The sequence below is a fragment of the Rhodanobacter sp. FW104-R8 genome (genome assembly GCF_001617365.1).
GTDB lineage: Bacteria > Pseudomonadota > Gammaproteobacteria > Xanthomonadales > Rhodanobacteraceae > Rhodanobacter.
In genome coordinates, this window is record NZ_LVJR01000108.1 from 12,173 (window position 1) to 29,378 (window position 17,206).

15 protein-coding genes are annotated in these 17,206 nt (G+C 61.0%); 7 read left to right on the forward strand and 8 right to left on the reverse strand.

The genetic code is table 11. The features are described 5' to 3' along the window. Window positions 1-3 precede the first annotated feature (3 nt). Together RHOFW104R8_RS13945 and RHOFW104R8_RS13950 are read right to left on the reverse strand one after the other, a co-directional pair. Window positions 4-1,578 (reverse strand): phospholipase D family protein, encoded by a 1,575-nt coding sequence (locus RHOFW104R8_RS13945; RefSeq protein WP_068091925.1) that lies wholly within the window; start codon window positions 1,576-1,578, stop codon window positions 4-6. A gap of 212 nt (window positions 1,579-1,790) precedes the next feature. After that, on the reverse strand, window positions 1,791-3,077 hold the full coding sequence (locus RHOFW104R8_RS13950; RefSeq protein ID WP_068091923.1) for an NRAMP family divalent metal transporter: 1,287 nt from the start codon (window positions 3,075-3,077) through the stop codon (window positions 1,791-1,793). 112 nt (window positions 3,078-3,189) lie between these two features. Here RHOFW104R8_RS13950 and RHOFW104R8_RS13955 point away from each other — a divergent pair, with 112 nt between their 5' ends. Then, window positions 3,190-3,702 carry a transposase gene (locus RHOFW104R8_RS13955; protein ID WP_068091920.1) on the forward strand — a complete coding sequence of 171 codons (513 nt, stop codon included), beginning with the start codon at window positions 3,190-3,192 and terminating at the stop codon, window positions 3,700-3,702. A 239-nt stretch (window positions 3,703-3,941) separates the two neighbouring features. Here the strand turns inward: RHOFW104R8_RS13955 and RHOFW104R8_RS13960 are convergent, their stop codons facing one another. The 5 genes from RHOFW104R8_RS13960 to RHOFW104R8_RS13975 all read right to left on the reverse strand — a co-directional run bounded on the left by RHOFW104R8_RS13960 (window position 3,942) and on the right by RHOFW104R8_RS13975 (window position 8,699). Next, on the reverse strand, window positions 3,942-4,226 hold the full coding sequence (locus RHOFW104R8_RS13960) for an aldehyde dehydrogenase family protein (RefSeq protein ID WP_068091919.1): 285 nt from the start codon (window positions 4,224-4,226) through the stop codon (window positions 3,942-3,944). A gap of 176 nt (window positions 4,227-4,402) precedes the next feature. Beyond that, a complete protein-coding gene (locus RHOFW104R8_RS17070) occupies window positions 4,403-6,142 on the reverse strand; it encodes a patatin-like phospholipase family protein (RefSeq protein WP_161487742.1) in 1,740 nt (579 codons plus the stop codon). Between the two features lie 187 nt (window positions 6,143-6,329). Then, the gene (locus RHOFW104R8_RS18040) at window positions 6,330-6,788 is read right to left on the reverse strand and encodes a DUF6527 family protein (RefSeq protein WP_407071449.1); all 459 of its coding nucleotides are present in this window, start codon (window positions 6,786-6,788) and stop codon (window positions 6,330-6,332) included. Then, window positions 6,776-7,972 (reverse strand): ThiF family adenylyltransferase, encoded by a 1,197-nt coding sequence (locus RHOFW104R8_RS13970; RefSeq protein ID WP_068091914.1) that lies wholly within the window; start codon window positions 7,970-7,972, stop codon window positions 6,776-6,778. The genes RHOFW104R8_RS18040 and RHOFW104R8_RS13970 overlap by 13 nt, the downstream gene beginning before the upstream one ends. Continuing rightward, the gene (locus RHOFW104R8_RS13975) at window positions 7,947-8,699 is read right to left on the reverse strand and encodes a multiubiquitin domain-containing protein (RefSeq protein ID WP_068091911.1); all 753 of its coding nucleotides are present in this window, start codon (window positions 8,697-8,699) and stop codon (window positions 7,947-7,949) included. The genes RHOFW104R8_RS13970 and RHOFW104R8_RS13975 overlap by 26 nt, the downstream gene beginning before the upstream one ends. A gap of 408 nt (window positions 8,700-9,107) precedes the next feature. Here RHOFW104R8_RS13975 and RHOFW104R8_RS13980 point away from each other — a divergent pair, with 408 nt between their 5' ends. Together RHOFW104R8_RS13980 and RHOFW104R8_RS17080 are read left to right on the forward strand one after the other, a co-directional pair. After that, a complete protein-coding gene (locus RHOFW104R8_RS13980; protein WP_068091908.1) occupies window positions 9,108-9,476 on the forward strand; it encodes a helix-turn-helix transcriptional regulator in 369 nt (122 codons plus the stop codon). A gap of 12 nt (window positions 9,477-9,488) precedes the next feature. Further along, window positions 9,489-10,367: an ImmA/IrrE family metallo-endopeptidase gene (locus tag RHOFW104R8_RS17080; protein WP_068091906.1), complete on the forward strand. Its 879-nt coding sequence runs from the start codon at window positions 9,489-9,491 to the stop codon at window positions 10,365-10,367. 70 nt (window positions 10,368-10,437) lie between these two features. On the opposite strand, the gene RHOFW104R8_RS17465 is transcribed toward RHOFW104R8_RS17080, so the two are convergent. After that, window positions 10,438-11,424: a hypothetical protein gene (locus RHOFW104R8_RS17465; protein ID WP_153021667.1), complete on the reverse strand. Its 987-nt coding sequence runs from the start codon at window positions 11,422-11,424 to the stop codon at window positions 10,438-10,440. A gap of 954 nt (window positions 11,425-12,378) precedes the next feature. Here RHOFW104R8_RS17465 and RHOFW104R8_RS17470 point away from each other — a divergent pair. The 4 genes from RHOFW104R8_RS17470 to RHOFW104R8_RS17090 all read left to right on the forward strand — a co-directional run bounded on the left by RHOFW104R8_RS17470 (window position 12,379) and on the right by RHOFW104R8_RS17090 (window position 17,066). Then, window positions 12,379-12,708, forward strand: a complete 330-nt coding sequence (locus RHOFW104R8_RS17470) for a hypothetical protein (protein ID WP_153021666.1) — start codon at window positions 12,379-12,381, stop codon at window positions 12,706-12,708. Further along, window positions 12,705-14,555, forward strand: coding sequence for a Mu transposase C-terminal domain-containing protein (locus RHOFW104R8_RS13990; protein ID WP_068091903.1), 1,851 nt, complete (start codon window positions 12,705-12,707; stop codon window positions 14,553-14,555). Before RHOFW104R8_RS17470 ends, RHOFW104R8_RS13990 begins: the two co-directional genes overlap by 4 nt. 4 nt (window positions 14,556-14,559) lie before the next feature. Then, window positions 14,560-15,504, forward strand: a complete 945-nt coding sequence (locus RHOFW104R8_RS13995; protein ID WP_082823641.1) for a TniB family NTP-binding protein — start codon at window positions 14,560-14,562, stop codon at window positions 15,502-15,504. Between the two features lie 1,277 nt (window positions 15,505-16,781). Then, window positions 16,782-17,066, forward strand: a complete 285-nt coding sequence (locus tag RHOFW104R8_RS17090; RefSeq protein ID WP_082823643.1) for a BPSL0761 family protein — start codon at window positions 16,782-16,784, stop codon at window positions 17,064-17,066. The last annotated feature ends 140 nt before the right edge of the window (window positions 17,067-17,206 follow it).

Here is a 17,206-nt window from a genome sequence, read left to right on the forward strand (position 1 = left end):
GTTCTAGAGCATGCCCTCGATCGGCAGCAGCTTGAGCAGCCATACCTCCAGCCTCCGCATGGTGGCTGCGCCAGGATCGCGGCCATAGCTCACGGATTTGCCATTGTCGGCCGACTGCCACTGCATGCCGCCGGCATGCGGCAAACCTTTTGCGACCAGCACCAAACGGTAGGCGTTCGCGGGCAGGGTGGCCGTATCGAAGAACTGCGTCACCGCGCCCGCCAGCGGCGGGCAATCGGCGATGATGCCCATCTCGGTGTTCAGCAGCTTCGAGCGCTGATCCATGTTCATCGAGCCGATGAAGGTCTGTTGCCGGTCCACCACGATCGCCTTGGCGTGCAGGCTGACGCCGGACGAGGTGCCCTTGGCGGTCGCCGGCTGCGGGGCGTCGCCGGTCGGACGCAGCTCGTAGAGCTGCACGCCGCCCTCAAGCAGCGTGCGGCGATGCCGCGAATAGCCTGCATGCACGGCCGGCTCGTCGGTGGATGCGAGCGAATTGGTGAGCACCTTCACTGCCACGCCGCGGGCCACCAGGCCGACGAGATAGCGCGCGTCATTGTCGTCAGGTACGAAGTACGGCGAGATCAGCAGCAACTCGCGTTGAGCCTGGTCGGTCATCGCCCTGATTCGCGGACCGATGCGCAGCGCCGGGTCGTCCTGGTGCGGCTCGATCTTGGCCGGCTTGTCGGCGACAAGCAACGCCGAACCCCAGAACCACGCGCCGCGACGGTCGCCGGAAGGGCCGTCGGGATAATCCTGAGCCGCCGCCTGCGCGTAATCCGTTTGCACAAATCGGCGCGCGTCGCGCCCGAGTTCCGCACGCAGTTGCGCAAGGTCGTAGTGATCGGCGCGCTTGCCGCGGAATGCCGTGACCGGATACGCGTCGGGGCAGTTCCAGTATTCGTCGAACGTGCGCGAGGCCTCCTTCACCACCGGCCCGATCGCGATCAGGTCGAGGTCGCGGAAATCGTTGGCGCGATCGATGCTGAAATAGTCATCGCCGATGTTGCGGCCGCCGACGATCGACACATTGTTGTCCACGATGAACGACTTGTTGTGCATGCGGTGGTTGAGCCGGCGCGGCGAGAACAGCATCTGGGCGGCCCTGGACAGCACCGATGGCTTGCGTGTGTGGAACGGGTTGAACAGCCGCACCCTGATGTTCGGGTGCGCATTGAGCGCATCGAGCATGTCGACCTCGTGGCGCACGCTGATGTCGTCGATCAGCAGGCGCACGCGCACGCCGCGATCTGCCGCCGCCAGCAGATGCTGCGCCACCAGTCGGCCGGTCGCGTCGTTCTTGAAGATGTAGTACTGCAGGTCGATCGCGTGCTTCGCCTCATCGATCAGCGCCACGCGGCTCATCAGCGCATTGGTGCCGTCGGTCATCAGGCGCAGGCCGGACTGGTCAGGATGCTGGTCCGCTGCGGCATGCACGTAAAGCGCGCTGGGCGTGCTGGTGGTCGGCGGCAGGGCATGCGACGAACGCTTGGCGACATCGGTGCGCAGCGCCGAACACGCCTCGAGCGCCAGTCCGACGATCAACAGCGCAACGGCAACGCCCGCGGGTCGCAGCATGTATGCCACTTCGCCTCTCCGCCAATCGAACCGCAATCCAGACGGGCAGCGCCGCCCTTGCGCGCCGATGTCGCCGAAAGCGCCCGGAAAAGCACGTTGGCCCGGCGACTGGATCCCCGTCGGGCAAGGAAACTGTGCGCCTCGCGCCGTTAACGCGGCGCGACCGCGGCGGCCTCACCGCGACGGCGATCCGTCCTCACGGCTGCCGATCGTCACTGCCCCCAGGTGACGAACATCACGATCGCCGCCGCGGCCATCGCCGCCGTGGCGAGCCAGCCGAACACCTTCAACAGCCAGTGGGTGGTGAACTCGCCCATCACCTTGCGGTGCGAGCTCATCAGCATCATCACGACCATCAGTGGCACGGCGGCCACGCCGTTGATCACCGCGCTCCAGTACAACGCCTTGACCGGATCCAGCGGAGTCAGGTTCAGCGCCATGCCGGCGAGGCTGGCCACGATCAGCACGCCGTAGAAGAACTTCGCCCGTTGCGGCTTGTGCTCCAGCCCCGCGCGCTGGTGAAACGCACCGGCCGCCGCATACGCGGTGGCGCCGGCCAGCACCGGCACCGCCAGCAGGCCGGTGCCGATGATGCCCGCCGCGAACAGGGCGAACGCCAACCTGCCGGCCAGCGGCCGCAGCGCCTCGGCCGCGTCGGCGGAGGACTGGATGTCGGTCTTGCCGTGCGCATGCAGCACGACGGCGGCGGTCAGGATGATGAAGAACGCGATCAGGTTCGAGAAGACCATGCCCACCGTGGTGTCGGTGCCGATGCGGCTGAAGGCGGCCGGCGCCTGCAGCGGCGCCTGCTTCAGCGGCTTGCGGCCGCTGCTGCCGCCCATCTCCTCCACTTCCTGCGACGCCTGCCAGCAGAACAGGTAGGGACTGATCGTGGTGCCGAGCAAGGCCACCAGGCCGACGGCGTATTTGGCGTTCCAGGTTACCGGCGGCACCACGATGCTCTTGAGCACGCCGCCCCACGACACGTGGATCACCAGCACGGTCGCCATGTAGGCGAACAGGCTCAGCGTGAGTGCCTTCAGGATCGGCGAGTAGCGCGAGAACGGAATGAAGATCTGCAGCAGCAGCGACAGCACGGCAAACCCCATGGTGTAGGCCAGCGCCGGGCCGCCGATCAGCAGCTTCAACGCCGCGCCCATCGCGCCGATATCCGCCGCCAGGTTGATCACGTTGGCGAAGATGATGGACACCACCAGCCCATACACCAGCGGGTTGGGATAGTACTTGCGGATGCCGTCCATCAGACCCTGGCCGGTGACTCGCCCGATGCCCGCGCTGATGCCCTGGATCGCGATCATGAGCGGCACGGTCAGCAAAATGCACCACAGCATGCCGTAGCCGAACGCCGCGCCCACCTGCGAGTAGGTGGCGATGCCGCTGGGGTCGTCGTCGGCGGCGCCGGTGATCAACCCCGCGCTCAGGCGGCGCCACAGCGGCGTACCTGGCCGGCCTTCTCCGGCGGGGCTTTTTTCGGCCATGCGGTTGCTCTCGATGCGGGACTCTGGTGCCTGCGCGGAACCGGCGCGCCGGAGCACGTCCCCAATGGCGCAAAGCATCTGCCTGCAGGCGCATCGACGAGGTGAACCCCGGATGCGCAAGCGCGACCCACGCTACGCCGAAGTCGGTGCGCACAAACCGGCGAACCGGGCAAAGACCTTTCGCCCCAAGGATTCCACCTTCGATCGCGAACAAGGCGCCTGTGCGTGCCCGGCCCGGCAGACGCTCAAGCTGAACAGCGCCAACGTCATCATCCCGGGTCGCCAGGCGACCGTGTTCAAAGGCACCTCCATTACCGCGAGGCCTGTCCGCTGCGCGAGAAGTGCCTGTTGCAAGCCCGATGTCACCGCGGCGCGACAGGTGGCCTTCTTCGAGGGAGCCGTGGCGAGCAGGCTACCCAACCCGCACTGCCGCCCCATGCACGAGAAAATCGACGGCAGCCGAGCTCGCTCGATCCACGCCCATCGCATGGGCCTGATCGAGCCGGCGTTCGGCTGCACCCAGCAACGCGACCGGCGACGATTCACGCTGCGCGGCCAAGCCAGGATCGACGCCCGATGGAAGCTGTTTTGCATCGTCCACCACGTGGCGAAACTGCAGCTCTAAGGTGCTGCGACACGAAGTGTCGTAGTGATCTAACCCTGTCACTAGGTGCAAGTTGATGTCAAAAAAGGAAATCTTACTAGGGTGGACGTCGCAGCCGTGGCCTCAGCGCCATTGCTAAGAGCGATTTGCAGTCCAATGACAGAGCTACAACCCTGTTTCCCGCGCCATTCGAGGCAGCCGTGCGGCCCTCGAATGGCGTTGACGCGTCAGTGAGTCGGCTAAGCCCATCGGTGTAGCGTTCAAAATGACTCTGCTGCGGCCACGGTGATGCTAGCTGGGATGTAATTCTGCACGTGCTCCCACTGCCATGCGCTCACCATCGGGCCGATGACGGTGTCGACATCGCGCGGATCGCCGGACTTGGTGTGGGAGACAGCCTCCCGGGCCACCCGTTCGAATGCGGCGAGCCCTTGGCACGGCACAAGAAGGATGCGAGTACCTGCGATGCAGGTCCGCCCGCTGCTGGCGAAACCGGCATGGAGGACGAGCGGCATGATGCCGTCGAAATCCGCATCATCCAGCACGGCCGTAAGAAATCGGTGTCTCTCTTGGGAACGGCGACAGTCCCTGACTTTGGTGGGGGCCCTGAAGGGCCGATCAACGCTGGTCTATGTGCCATCCGACTCAGGCGGCAGCCCTCGCGGCAAATGAGCGAGTTGATACGTACGCTTCAAAGGCTCTTTGATCAGCTTTGAAAGCGTCAGTGACTCGTGTGACACGTGGGGCCACCGGTGATCACGCCACCCTCTCCTTGAGTGACACTCACTGCTTCCATGCTACTCGGTTTGCTTAGGGGTTCTTCACCGCGTTCCACCGATGAAGCAAGGGGCGGCTCGTGATTGGCTTTCAACCACCCGGAGAGTGCGTTCAATGTGGTGTCATCGCTTCGAACCAGCATTGATGCTGCGTCGAAGATCGCATGCTGCACGTCTTTTGCCGAACATCCGTTACCTCGGTCGAGGACCAGCTTGTAATTTGTCCCGACCGAATTGATGAAATAGTCCATCTTCTTAGTCGAACCCGCGATGTCATCGTTCAACGGGTCAGGAAGTCGTGTCCACGGGCCATAATTTTCTCTTTGGAAGCGATTGTTTAAACCTGCAACCTCTGCCAAGTGATCAAACGAAATGTGCCAGACCGCGCAGGTCGTGTGAGAGATGACGCCATGCGGGCCGATTTGCCTGATATTCGGCCCGCGGGCGCGGGACTTGCTAGTGCCGAGATCGACGTAGCTGTAGTTTCCGAATGGAACATCGACGGAAGGATTGAATCGAACTGCGGTGTCTGACGACACGTTGATTCCGAGTCGATCAAGCTGTTCTTCACGCCGCCTATCCAACAGGATGTCGTAGCCGCGCTTCAGTGATGAGCTCACGACGCTGTTGAGCGGCGAGACTCGAAGATCCTCCTTTGCGCCCTCATTCTCTAACGGCGTTTGGACAGCGGCGTCGACAAGGATCAGGAGGCATGCCTGAGGCTCCCGCTCAGGATTGAGGATGGAATTTCGTGTCTCTTGTAGAGCACGAAGAAGTGCATCCACACCCAGGTTGTCGGCAAGACCGCCATCCGCGAGGTGAAGGTATGCATCGGGCGGGTCTCCTGGGCGCGAATCGTCCAGGTAGTTACGTAGGACCATGGGTTCAAAGAGGCCGGGGTAAGCTCCTGACGAAGCCACTGCATCGGCGAGGCGATAGTTCTCCAAGTCAGAGCCAATTTCGCTGAATGCCGCTTGAGTGAACGTGAACCCTTGGAGGCTTCCGCTTGGCGCATTGGCCCCGCGCGTTGTCAGGTCTTTTCGTGCAGTGACCAAATTCTGCAGAGAGGCATTGATGTAGAGATAGGGCCGTCCCGGGCCAAAGGATCCGAGGTTGGAGAACGTCCGACCGTGAAATAGGAGACTGTCGAACGTGTCGGCAAGCGTGTTTGTCGCCGAATCGTGCGTGGTGTTTACGCGCAAGACGCGATAGGGGTTCATCGACCGTAACGCCCACGCACCAAGAAAATCCTGGCGCATCGCCTCGGCGGCGGCATCAAATTTTGTGCGGGAATCAAGACCATGCAGCGCCACATAAGTCGCGGCCAAGGAGCCACCTGAGACCGACGAAAGCGCGGTTGCGTGGTCGAGGATGCCCAGTTGCTGCAGCTCCCAGAGCGCTCCGATGCCGAAGTTCGCTGCTCTGCTTCCGCCGCCAGAGATGGCAATACCTACAAACAGCTTGGAGTCACATTCTGTAACGGACTTTGACCAAGCGTGCACAGGACTGTCCGAGCACGAAGGAAAGCTTGCGCGAGCAACCGCGTTAGTATTCTGATCTGCCGGCTGGTTGGAATAACCGCCGGTGTCAATTCTCGGTACCGTACTGCAGCCGCCGACAGCGACGCTGACGATCATGGTGATGAGAATGGCGATGGTTGGCCTGCGCGTCACTTGTTTCTCCAAAGTAAGCATCCTGCAGATACGTCGGTTCGGCGATGGCATCTTTTTTCCCCTGGCAAGTACACGCGGAGGACATCCCCAGTGCTGATCTATCCGCATTCGGTCTGTTATGAGGTGCACCAAGGCGCCCACGATCTGCGTGCGACCGTGGATCTGGCCATCCGCGCAAATCGTGGGTGAAATCAATCCGCTATCGCAACCAGTTTCGAACGCGCTCCCACAAGGAAGGGCTCTTGGGTTGCGGCACCGAAGTGGGTGGCTTCGGCACGGTGGTCGGCCGCGGCTGCGGGGCGGCGACGGGTTCGGTTCCGTAATACCGCGCGCGGGCGATGGCGTCGCTCTTCCGCGCTTTGGCCGTCAGCTCGTCTGTCATTGCGCGGCACCAGACAATCCGGTTGCCCCGGATGAAATAATGAGAGCGGCACGGCAAGCGGCTACTGCCTATGGATGGATCGAGGGTCACTGCATCGCCGTCAAAGTGCATTGACCAACCTGCGGGCGAAAGAGGGGTCACAACCTTATTGCCGCACCCGCATGCACACAGGTGGGCGGCCGTACGAAATCGTACCGAAACATAGAGAACACCCTCTTCCAGGGGTGTTGGAAAGCTATCCACGAATCGGTATTCCACGCGACTTAGACGGGGCATGGGGCGACCTCGTTGGTAGCCATGGTGCTGTTGGAGGTCGCGTACACGGTTAGCGAGCTGGAGGATCGGGACGCATAAAACCCAGATCGCTTTTTCCACGTCTCTACGGCCATGAAGGCGTTCAAGGCGTTGAGGTCAGCGACTTGGACATTCGTGGCGTAAAGGTTCTCGTCGTCGCGGCCGGCTAGTGGCAGTGTGGCAATGGCCACGGGATCGCGTCCTGGATCGACGACGGTGACGCGGCACTGCCCGAGAAGCTCCTGGGCGGCGTTCATTCGGACACCCATGCCGACATCGATAAGCGTGGTCGACGATCCCTCCAGCGCGTTGAGGATGAGGCGTCGGGCGTCAGCCCGGTCCACGCAGGCGAACACGTAATCGAAGTCACGAAGGAGATGGGCGTTGTCCGCGGTGATCATCTCTGCATGCGGCACGATATGCCGGTGCATGGCCTGGTAGACACCGACCAGATACCCTACCTTGGTCGGCGCCGCTCGAAGGGTTTCGAGGGATACCGCACCTGGATAGCGAAACGCGTTGTGCTGCTGGAGGATATCGCCATCCCAGAGATGGACCATGGCGACCGGCGTCTTTGCCACGAGATCGAGCACATAGGCGCCGGTGCCCCCCAGCCCAACAATCGCGATGCGCTGCGACCTCAGGCGATCGGTGGGTACGCCAACGTGGGCTCGCGTAGAAGCGGTGTCTTCGTACGCGAATACGGGTTCATCGCCGTCGGCCAAGACGACCGGAAACGTACGTGCACTGACGCTTGGCGTGAGGTGCTGAGCATGCCCTTCCAGCTGCGCCACATACTTGGTGACCTTCTCGTAGTACGACTGATAAAGGTGGTCAGCCGTCCGAGGTTTTGCGGAGAGATAGTGGTTTATGGTGATGCCGTTCACCACCGCGGTCGTACTGTTGTTGATGATGGCCGATAAGGGATGTCCCTGCGAATCGCAGGGGCATTTACCGGTGAAATAGGCCGTGTGCTCCTGAGGCTTGACCGCGATGTCGCCCGTCAAGTCCACACGGAATGCAAGCGTTCCGCGCTCCACGCCGCGATTCGGGTTGACATAGGGCACGTCGTGGACGAGTAGGTAGCCTCCCTGCAGCACTAGATGAAAGCCTTCGTTCCGCAGGCGTAGCAGATCAGGACTACGAGCGATCAGTGAGGAAGACATCGAATTCCATGCCCTGTTTGAGGTGGACGGACTGGCCCTTGATCAAGGTACCGCTTGGGTTCTGCTTCGGCCCCTTGGTGTACGTAACGGTGTAGGACTCCAGCTCACGGCAGGGCTCGGCTTGTGGGTACTCGAGGCGGACGATGGCCCAGTAGTCCATGACCCGCTGATGGACTGTGTGCGAGGCGGTATTGACGAAGATTTCGATGCTGATCCGCACCGTCTCGAACCGCTCCACGCCGGGTTCGGAAAGGTCCACCCGGTCGTCGTCACTCACCACGCGGTTCTGGCCTTGCGGGTGAAGGAGCACGACGTCCATGTCATCGGGATTGACCCCTGCGAGTATCTTCAGCACTCGCCCGGTGATCCACTGACTGCCCCAGTCGACGGAGCGATTGTCCAAGGTCATGCGGTAGATGCGGTCGTCGTGAAAGGCCAGAAATTTTTCCAAGCCGGGTGCCCGCAGATCGACGAGGTCCTCGGGCTGCACTTCTCGGATCGTCCCGTTCGTCAGCACCTGAAACAGCAGGTGCTCCCGCACGGGCCGCAGTTCGGCCGCCGTCAGGATCTGTTCGCCAGTCGGAACCGGATCCGCCACTACGACGGGGCGGAAGTGCAGATTGCCGTCGCCGACCAGCAGACCATAAGGACCGTGATCGCGGGGCGCCCGGCCTTCGCGGGAAGCCTGTGCAATATCTTCTACGTGGTCTTCGAAATGCTGATTCATCGGGGAAATCCTCGATCGGGGAGGGGGAGTAGAGCGTCTATCGTTTGTGTCGGGTGGCATCGACTAGGCGGTAAGTGGACCCGGGTGTCGGCGTCGGGGGCAGAGGCTCCCCATGGGTTACCGTGCGTTCCGGACCTTTGCCCCCACGCGGCCCGGTGATGCCGTACTGGCCTGAGGTCGGGGCTTTCTGGCCAGGCTTGAAAGTTGACTTCGTACTCATCACTTGCTCCTGTTGCCGAATCAGGCAACACTGCGGTCTTTAAAAAAACGGCGCACCGGCCGTTGCTTTTCCAGGCAACACTTGGATTTTTAAAAAACCGACCTAGGTCGGCGGCACAAGATCATGGGTGTTGACTGGTTAGGCAACAGCCTATCTGGGGCGTCGCAAGAAATCAACATGGAATATTTATGGAACTTTCAGGTTTCCTCGCGGCAATGCGTGGTCGAGAAGAACTGAGCCTGCGCGGGCTAAAGGATAGGGCGGAGGAGCTGGACCACACCTACATATATCGGTTGGAGAAGGGGGATCGAGGGTCGCCCTCGCCGGAGGTGCGGCAGAGATTGGGCACGGCGTTGCGCTTGGATGAGCGCGAACAGCAGATCTTGGAACTGCTATCTGAACAGCCGGTCGATGATGCGTTGTACCGGATCATGATGTCGGAACGCACCATCCCTTGGGACGACCTGCGCGACGTTGCTCGCTTAAGTTTCCGCGGAGAGCGGCCGACGACTGAAGAGGCCTGGATGAAACGCATCAGCATGATTCAAGAGCTTTAAGGCACACTCCTCATGGAAGAGAACACTGCGATTCTTCGCGCGCGACGTTTTTTGCAGGCTCACAATGTCACTTCGGCGCCGGTGGATGTCACGGTGCTAGCCCAAGCCGAAGGCTTTGAAGTGAAATTCAAAGAGCTTCCAGAGGGCGAGGCCGGAAGTACGCTAGAGCGACGCGGCAAGCGGTACATCTTGGTGAATGAACAAGACCCGCCGATGCGGCAGCGTTTCACCATCCTCCACGAAATTGCCCACCATGTCCTTGGCCTGCCATCGGTGCATGGACAGGCCAGCGAACCGCACGATTCGGTGCTGACGACTTCAATTAAACGACCAACGGAAGAGGTGGCGTGTGATGCATTCGCTTCCGAGTGCCTGGTGCCGTTGGCAGTAATCAAACCGCTGATCGAAGGACAACCTTTCGGTGTGCAGACCGTCGCTGAACTAGCACGGCGTTTTGGAGCCTCCCAGCACTGCGTCGCCTCGCAGTTCATCAAGGCGTCCGAGGACTGCGTGGCCTTCGTTGTGGCTGAGCAAGGGCGCATTAAACTCGCATTTCCATCCCCCGCTTTGCGGGCCGCGGGCGTCCATCTTCTGCGTGGTACAAGTGTGCCGCATGGCTGCGCGGCAGAGACTGCGTTGAGCGCGGAAGATGGCGCTGTGCGTACCGCCGAGTCGGAAGGCTCGGACTGGAGTCATTCGGACGCCGCAGAGCGATTCAGCGTCTATGAGGAAGCATCGTTCTACGCACCCAGGCAACAAACCTACTCATTTTTGACCCTTGAAGCGCTGGGGCCTGCGCAGGCAGCCGAAGGAGCGTCATCGGCGGACGAGGATGATGAGTTGCTGCCAGAGCTAACCGGCGAACTGACGTGGAAGCCGAGGAAGCGGTAATTCCGTGGCACGGCTATGCGTCTACGGAGAAGCTGCGATCGGCGTCGTCCCTTGGTCGTGGCGTGCCGGCTTAATGGGGCAGTGGCATATCGAACCACTGCGTTGAGCCAAACTGCTCTTGTTGATCCCTGGTCAGATCTACCCATTCGGCATTCATCAGAAGCGGCTGACTTGTCGTTACAGGGTAGTGGGCGATGGGGCTGTAGGCCGGCCATCGATCTTCCTGGACGACCCGCCGCTGAACGTTCATTCTGAAGAAGTGGCGGAAATTCATGCTGAGCGGCCTCGCCATGAACCGCGTGAAATAAGCCTTGAACGCGAGCAGATGTGCGGTGTGTAGCTCGGGGTTGCCCATGAGGTACGACTCGTGGAGCAAGTTGGCTAACAGCGAGAAGATGTGGATGTCGAATGGCGTCGACGCATCAGTGAGTCGACTAAGCCCATAGGCGTAGCGCTCAAAATGACTCTGTTGCGGCCACGGTGATGCTAGCCGCAGCTCGCCGATGCGCAGGATGTCCGCGTAGATGGGGCGAAACAAGCCGAGTCGATCCAGATGATCTTCCACTGCCGCATGGGTGTCGGCGAGATCGCGTGGCTTATCACCCAGCAATGCCCAGAAGTCTGCATCGAATGCGTCCCGTGAGCCCGGCAGCAATCGCTCACCTAGTTCGACGAGATTAATTGATTCTCTGCTGTAGGGGACACCTTTCTCTGGACCGCGACACCGGAGGGCCTCCGATTGATCCAACTTGCTCTTGCCCTGGCGCAATTTCTCATCCGCAGCGGGTGTTCGCTGATAGCACTTGGTGGGGTCCGCGCCGCGGCGAAAAACTTTCGCAAGGGCTTGGGGGCGCTCAGCTGAAGGAATCGGATTGCCGTCTGCATTCGCTCTCATGAAGCGTTCCAGCCAAAGCACGTTGGCGCGGTAAGCCTTGGCCTTGTACGGCTTAGGGGGTGTTCGTCCTTGGCTCACAGCCTCTTGAGCCAAAAAAATCAGGTTCTGCGCCCAATAGTGGTTGCGCAGCCGCTCTGCGGTCGGGAGAGTGGGGCGCCCCATTCGTTCAGACATACTACTAAAAATATGAAATTTTGATGGCTTTTAATAGCATATTTGGGGCGCCAAGATCGCTCCAAGCCAACCAAGAGCGACCAAGAGCGACCAAGAGCGTGCAATGAACGAGTTCTGCAGCGAGAGCGCGCCATTTGACGGAGTCGCGTGGATAGCGTCCCAAGTCGATCGATACGGACCCATTGCCTCCGCCGAGGCGCTACGAGAGCTACTGGGGTGCCGCACGACCTCGGCGCTCAACCATGCGCTGACCCAGGGCGAATTTGGGTTCGCCACATTCACGCTGCCAAAACGTCGGGGCCAATTCGCCTTCACGAGCGAGGTTGCTGCTTGGCTAGTGGAGCAGCGCGAGTACGGGGCAAGCCGCCCACGGCTCGGTCGTCTTGATGGGCAGGGCGAGCGAAGGGGAGAGGGGGCTAGTCCCGCCCCAAGCTCCTAGAAGCCGGGATAGTCGAGGGCGCTGAATCCCCTGCCCAAGCCAGATCAATGACCAATACCGAGGAGGAATAGAGAACGCATCGATAACTGACGAGAGCAATTCCAGCGTAGTGAGGCCTGGACGAAAAAAAAGCCCAAGCGTGCTGGAACACGCTTGGGCCGGTATTTTGTCTTTGCAGACAGGGTCAGTTTTTGTGTCCTGACCGCGACAGCCTACCACAATCCGATCTCGGTGCAACCCTTGTACCGCGTGGACCCGTGCGTCCTGTCGATCTGCAAAAGGCCTCAGTCATCGCCCTTCCGAGGGCGTCACTGAGGAGATCAAAAATGAAGAGTCTTGTAGTACCACATCGACCGCCGATGTCTTCGGCGGCCACCGCAGCGCGCGCCGAACCTCGACCCAGGCTTATCTCAGTTCGATCGGGTTTTCGGCGGGTTCCCTTGTCGTATGGGCGCCATCACGGCGGCTACGCGGTCACTTGGCCCGGTGCACCCTCCGTTCGCGTGGAGAGCGCCGAAGAAGCGCGCGTCGTCCACGCTTTGGTCGCCCGCCCCGAATGTTGGGATATCACCACTCAGCCCCTGACGGTCTGGTACGAATGGCGCGGCCGGGTACGTCGCTACACGCCGGATCTGGCGGTGACCTTTTCGTCCGTGCCTGGGGATTTGCAGGCGATGGGCGCCGAATCGCGTTGCCTTGTGGAAGTGAAGCCCTTTGGGCGAGAGCGTCTGACCCAGGCCGTCTGGGAGGCCCTGCGTGATGTCATCCGTAAGGCAACGGGACGTCCGCTGATTCTGCTTTCTTCGCACACTGCTCAAGGAGAAGTGCCATGAGCGGCGGCTGGAAGCGTGGCGACGCTGCCCTGTGGCAGGGAGCCAGAGTAGAAATCGTAGAGGGGGAGTACGCGGGCAACGTGACTCTGCGTGTCCTGGACGACCCGTCGAGCGTGCTTCACCAGGTGCCGCGGGGTGAGGTCCAGCGTCCGACCGATGTTCGATCGCTGACCATCCCGGCGATCCAGCTTGATAGCAAGGTCTGGGCCGCCGCCTGTTCGCGCGCTGACACTGCGCGCCGCCTCATCGATCAGGCGAAGCCGCTGACGAATGCCAACGTCGAGGCAGCGGCGCGGGCGCTGGGTTTATCCGCACGAACCCTGCGGCGGGACCTCGTCCGAATGAAGGAGGTTGATCACCCGCAGGCTCTTATCCCTGCGGCGGGTGGTCGGCCACAGGGGCATTCGGTGATCGCTCCAGAGGTGGAGGTCATCATCGATACCGTCTTAGAGGAGGTTTATCTCTCGGAGAATCGGCCATCGCTCCATGAGGTGGCAGAAGAAATTCGCGCCTTGTGTCGCCAACAAGGACTGAGTCCTCCGGTCGACCGCACTATCCGACGCCGGATCGAACGCAAGGATGCCCGCGACGTGCTTAAGGCTCGCAAAGGGCCTAAGCGCGCGAAATATCAGCTGCAGGCCATGCCGGGATCGACCCTGTATGAGGCCCTCATGGACTGCGTCCAGATCGACCACACGTTGGCCGATGTGATCCTGCGCAGTGATGATGAGCATCGCACGCTGTTGGGACGGCCATGGGTGACCCTCGCGATCGACGTGCGATCCAGGATGATCGTGGGCGTCCACATTAGCTTCGACGCCCCCTCAGCCACGGCGGTCGCTCTCTGTGTGTTGAACATGCTACTGCCAAAGGAGGATTTCCTCGCTTGGCTGAAGATTGATGCGCCGTGGCCCGCATACGGATGTCCTCGGCTTATCTACGTGGACAATGGCAAGGACTTTCATTCGAAGGCATTGATTCGTGGCTGCCAAGCCATCGGCACTGATCTGCAATACCGTCCCGTGGGTAGCCCGCACTACGGCGGGATTATCGAACGCCTGATCGGCACGATGATGGGCAAGTGCCGGCTGCTGCCGGGGACCACGCATCGGAATGTGCAGGCGCGAGCAGATTACGACTCGGAAGCCAAATCAGTCATGACGCTGAGTGAATTCCGGCGTTGGTTTGTCAACGAAATCGTCACGCAGTACCACGCTCGGGAGCACCGGGTGTTGAAGGCCCCGCCGCTGAATGAATGGCGAATGCTGTGCCAAAAACAAGGAACGCCACGGATTCTGGCTGGGCAGTGGACGGCGTTCGAGGTCTTCATGGCCTTTCTTCCGGGTGAGGCGCGCGTGGTACAGCGCGACGGCGTACACGTTAACGCCGTGCGCTACTGGCATCCTGCCCTGACGGAGTGGATCGGCGATGGCAAAAAGCACTTCGTCCACTACGACCCGCGTGACATTCGTTACGCATACCTGCGCTCGCCTTCGGGTCAGGTCGTTCGCGCCGAGGCCATCACACCTGGCATTCCCGAAATGTCCCTCGCCGAGTGGCGGGCTGATCGCAGCGAACGAACCCGACTCGCCCAAGATCCTGCACTTCTGGCGCTGCGTGATGGCGGATTGATTGAGCGCCGAACCATGATTGACGACTCGACCGAGGCGACACGCAAGGCGCGTGTCGCCAAGCGGGCGGCGACCTCGCGAAGGCAGACGCCCCCAGCTTCCCGCTGGCCTGAATCCACGCCGACGACACCCTCACTTAAACCCGCGTTCCTTCCGATGCCCGCGACCAAGTCGGTTGCTACGTCGCCCGTCTACGACGGCGAACTGTGGAGCTAATGCCATGAATGCAACACTGAATTCTTCTTCAATTGAATCCTCTCCCAACGCATCGGCGGCGCCTGCCTTTGATCACCTGGCTCCTCGCGCACAGGAAGCGGCGGCTCGAGAGGCGTCCGCTCGCATCGAGATTATTCGTGGTGATTGGGTTATCCGGCATGACGCAGTTGTGCAGGGATTGAACGCGGCGCGTTGGTTGCTGGAAGGTCCCCGTCGTACGCGCACCACCGGGTTGTTGGTGACGGGCGAAGTCGGCGCCGGCAAGACGACACTGGCCAAGTTGATTAAGAGGTTGTATCCGGTGTCAGCAGGGTCGAGTGACGAGCCCGTTGTCATGATTACGCTGACCGGCGCGCGCCACATGCGCACTGTGTACGGTCGAATCCTTGAGGCGTTAAACGGACCGGTCAAGGCGACCCATCACACGGCCGATCGGGAGATGGCGGCGCTCCGCTTGTTGCGCGCAGTCAAATGCCGCGGGCTGGTCGTCGATGAGGTACAGGATGTACTGGCAGGTTCAGTCAATGAGCAACGACGGACGCTCGATGGCCTGAAGTACATCATGAACGAAGTTCAGTTGCCCATCATCGCCACGGGCACACCAGCAGCGGCCGAAGCGTTCCGCTCGGACAAGCACATGGAGAAGCGCTTTGACCGACTGACGTTACCTACGTGGGTGGTTGGGCCGGAGTTGGCGGCATTGCTAACCAGCGTGGCACGCATCCTGCCCCTTCGGCGTCGATCGCGCCTGGCTGCTGTTGACATCATGGAATTTTTAATTAGCGCGGGAGAAGGCAATCTTCACGACATGATGACTCTGATTCGCCATGCCGCTGTCCAGGCCATTCTGTCTGGAAGTGAGCGTATTACGTTAGGTGGTCTGGAGACCGCACGGACTGTGCCCAGCATGGAGGCGATCGACCATGTCGATGACGACCTCTGTGCCTGAACGGCGATCAGCGGTGTCGAGCTTGCGGCTGCGCGCTGCTGTCCCACACACGGACGAATCGCTTTCCTCAGCCATTGATCGAGTGGCCAGCTTGTGGAGCGTCAGTCGTCAGGAACTGCTGCGACAGCTTGGCCACGCCCCCTCAGCTGAGGAGCTCGATGCGATCGTGTCGCGACCGTTGCTCGAGTCGATGGCACGTGCATTTGGTACGGAGTCATGCGTACTTGAGGCGCTCGCCGTACCGAGGGATCGGCTGGAGGTTCTGGTCGCACCGCGTATTCGTCACGCGTACTGCCCCCTTTGCATGGAAGACGACTGGCGCTCTGGTCATACGCCTTATTTTCGCCTGGATTGGGGGAGGTTGTGGTTGACCCATTGCCGCGTCCACCAAACACCACTCTTCGAGTGGATGGGTCGGTCGTTTTACGGTCAGCGTCGCCTCCCCCATGAGTTCCATCTTCCTTACGATGCATTGGCTAAGCTGCCCGTGTGGATCAATAACCACGTCAGGGAAGCACGGGCTTGGCGGAATGCAGCGATGATGGGCGATCCTAGCCATGATCTTTGGCGTGCCTTGATCAAGGTTGAATCGGCGTGGTGGGCAGCGGGAGTGGGTGAGCCCCGAAGCGGAACTACGGCAGCGCCCCTTCGTCGCGAACGTATTCTGAGCAAACTCGCGGTGTTGTTTCTGGCCACCCCTCATTCTGCACAACCATGCTTGGCTGGAAGGCTTCACGTTCCGGCACATCAGCATCATGTGCTTGGTTATGACCGACGGCGACATCGTAGCAGTGTGGGAAATCCAGGCTGGCAACTGTTTCGGGCGACTGTGCCGGTGCTGCCGGCACGTCGGGCTGTGCTCATTCTGACCGCCCATACGCTTGGCCAGTTGGATGCCTCGCCAAGGTTCGAATCCGGCGCGGCTATGCCGTCAGGCTCGTCTGGGCAATGGGCAGCGGAAGTATTGGCTCAACGCCATAGGCGTCACCTCGCCGAGGCGAGCTTGCGAACCAAGGACGATTGGTAGAGCCGTGGCAATCCGCCCGCGGCCATCACGCCGCGCAGAACGAGCGTCGCAGTGATGCTGCGATCAGGTGCGCTCTGACTCATGACCAGCGGGGGGCGATATCAATTTCTGCGGGTGCGGGCAATGTTCGCCAGAACGCTGATCAGTGTTCGACTCGTTTGGCCGTAGATCGGAGAGAGGGAGCGTCGCAGGGTATACAGCGGGTCCATTGAATGCTTGCACCGGCATCAGCTGCTGAGGAGTAGTCATCATGACGACACCGAACGAAAGAGCCCGATCGCTGATCTGGGCTGGTGGATTTCTGATCGAACTGGCCCGCGATAAGCGCTTGCCTCTGGACGTCAGGCGCAACGCGGTTGTCATCGCGCGGCATTTCCCAACGGCCGGAGATATCTCGTTTGCGGCTTCGCAATCACCATTGTTGGGGTTAGATCTGGAACTTGAATCTGCGGGCGCTATCGCGGCTTGGGCAAAGGATTGCTCGCAGGGACTTCTGCACGAATTCACATTGCTTGCATGGCCAGAGGAGGACTGAATGTCCAAGGTAGTCGGATCACCACTTGACGCCTTGCTTGAAGCTGCGAGGGCAGCCACGAATCCCGCAGATATCGTCGGTGCCGAGCAGGTCTTCTACAAGGCACTCTTGGAGGCCACAGTGTATGCACACGTTCCAAT

Coding starts and splice junctions, on each gene's coding strand:
- RHOFW104R8_RS13950 (WP_068091923.1), bottom strand. CDS start 3,077: ATGGCCGAAAAAAGCCCCGCCGGAGAAGGCCGGCCAGGTACGCCGCTG.
- RHOFW104R8_RS13945 (WP_068091925.1), bottom strand. CDS start 1,578: ATGCTGCGACCCGCGGGCGTTGCCGTTGCGCTGTTGATCGTCGGACTG.
- RHOFW104R8_RS13955 (WP_068091920.1), top strand. CDS start 3,190: ATGCGCAAGCGCGACCCACGCTACGCCGAAGTCGGTGCGCACAAACCG.
- RHOFW104R8_RS18040 (WP_407071449.1), bottom strand. CDS start 6,788: ATGCCCCGTCTAAGTCGCGTGGAATACCGATTCGTGGATAGCTTTCCA.
- RHOFW104R8_RS13975 (WP_068091911.1), bottom strand. CDS start 8,699: ATGAATCAGCATTTCGAAGACCACGTAGAAGATATTGCACAGGCTTCC.
- RHOFW104R8_RS13970 (WP_068091914.1), bottom strand. CDS start 7,972: ATGTCTTCCTCACTGATCGCTCGTAGTCCTGATCTGCTACGCCTGCGG.
- RHOFW104R8_RS13995 (WP_082823641.1), top strand. CDS start 14,560: ATGAATGCAACACTGAATTCTTCTTCAATTGAATCCTCTCCCAACGCA.
- RHOFW104R8_RS13980 (WP_068091908.1), top strand. CDS start 9,108: ATGGAACTTTCAGGTTTCCTCGCGGCAATGCGTGGTCGAGAAGAACTG.
- RHOFW104R8_RS17090 (WP_082823643.1), top strand. CDS start 16,782: ATGACGACACCGAACGAAAGAGCCCGATCGCTGATCTGGGCTGGTGGA.
- RHOFW104R8_RS13990 (WP_068091903.1), top strand. CDS start 12,705: ATGAGCGGCGGCTGGAAGCGTGGCGACGCTGCCCTGTGGCAGGGAGCC.
- RHOFW104R8_RS17080 (WP_068091906.1), top strand. CDS start 9,489: ATGGAAGAGAACACTGCGATTCTTCGCGCGCGACGTTTTTTGCAGGCT.
- RHOFW104R8_RS17465 (WP_153021667.1), bottom strand. CDS start 11,424: ATGGGGCGCCCCACTCTCCCGACCGCAGAGCGGCTGCGCAACCACTAT.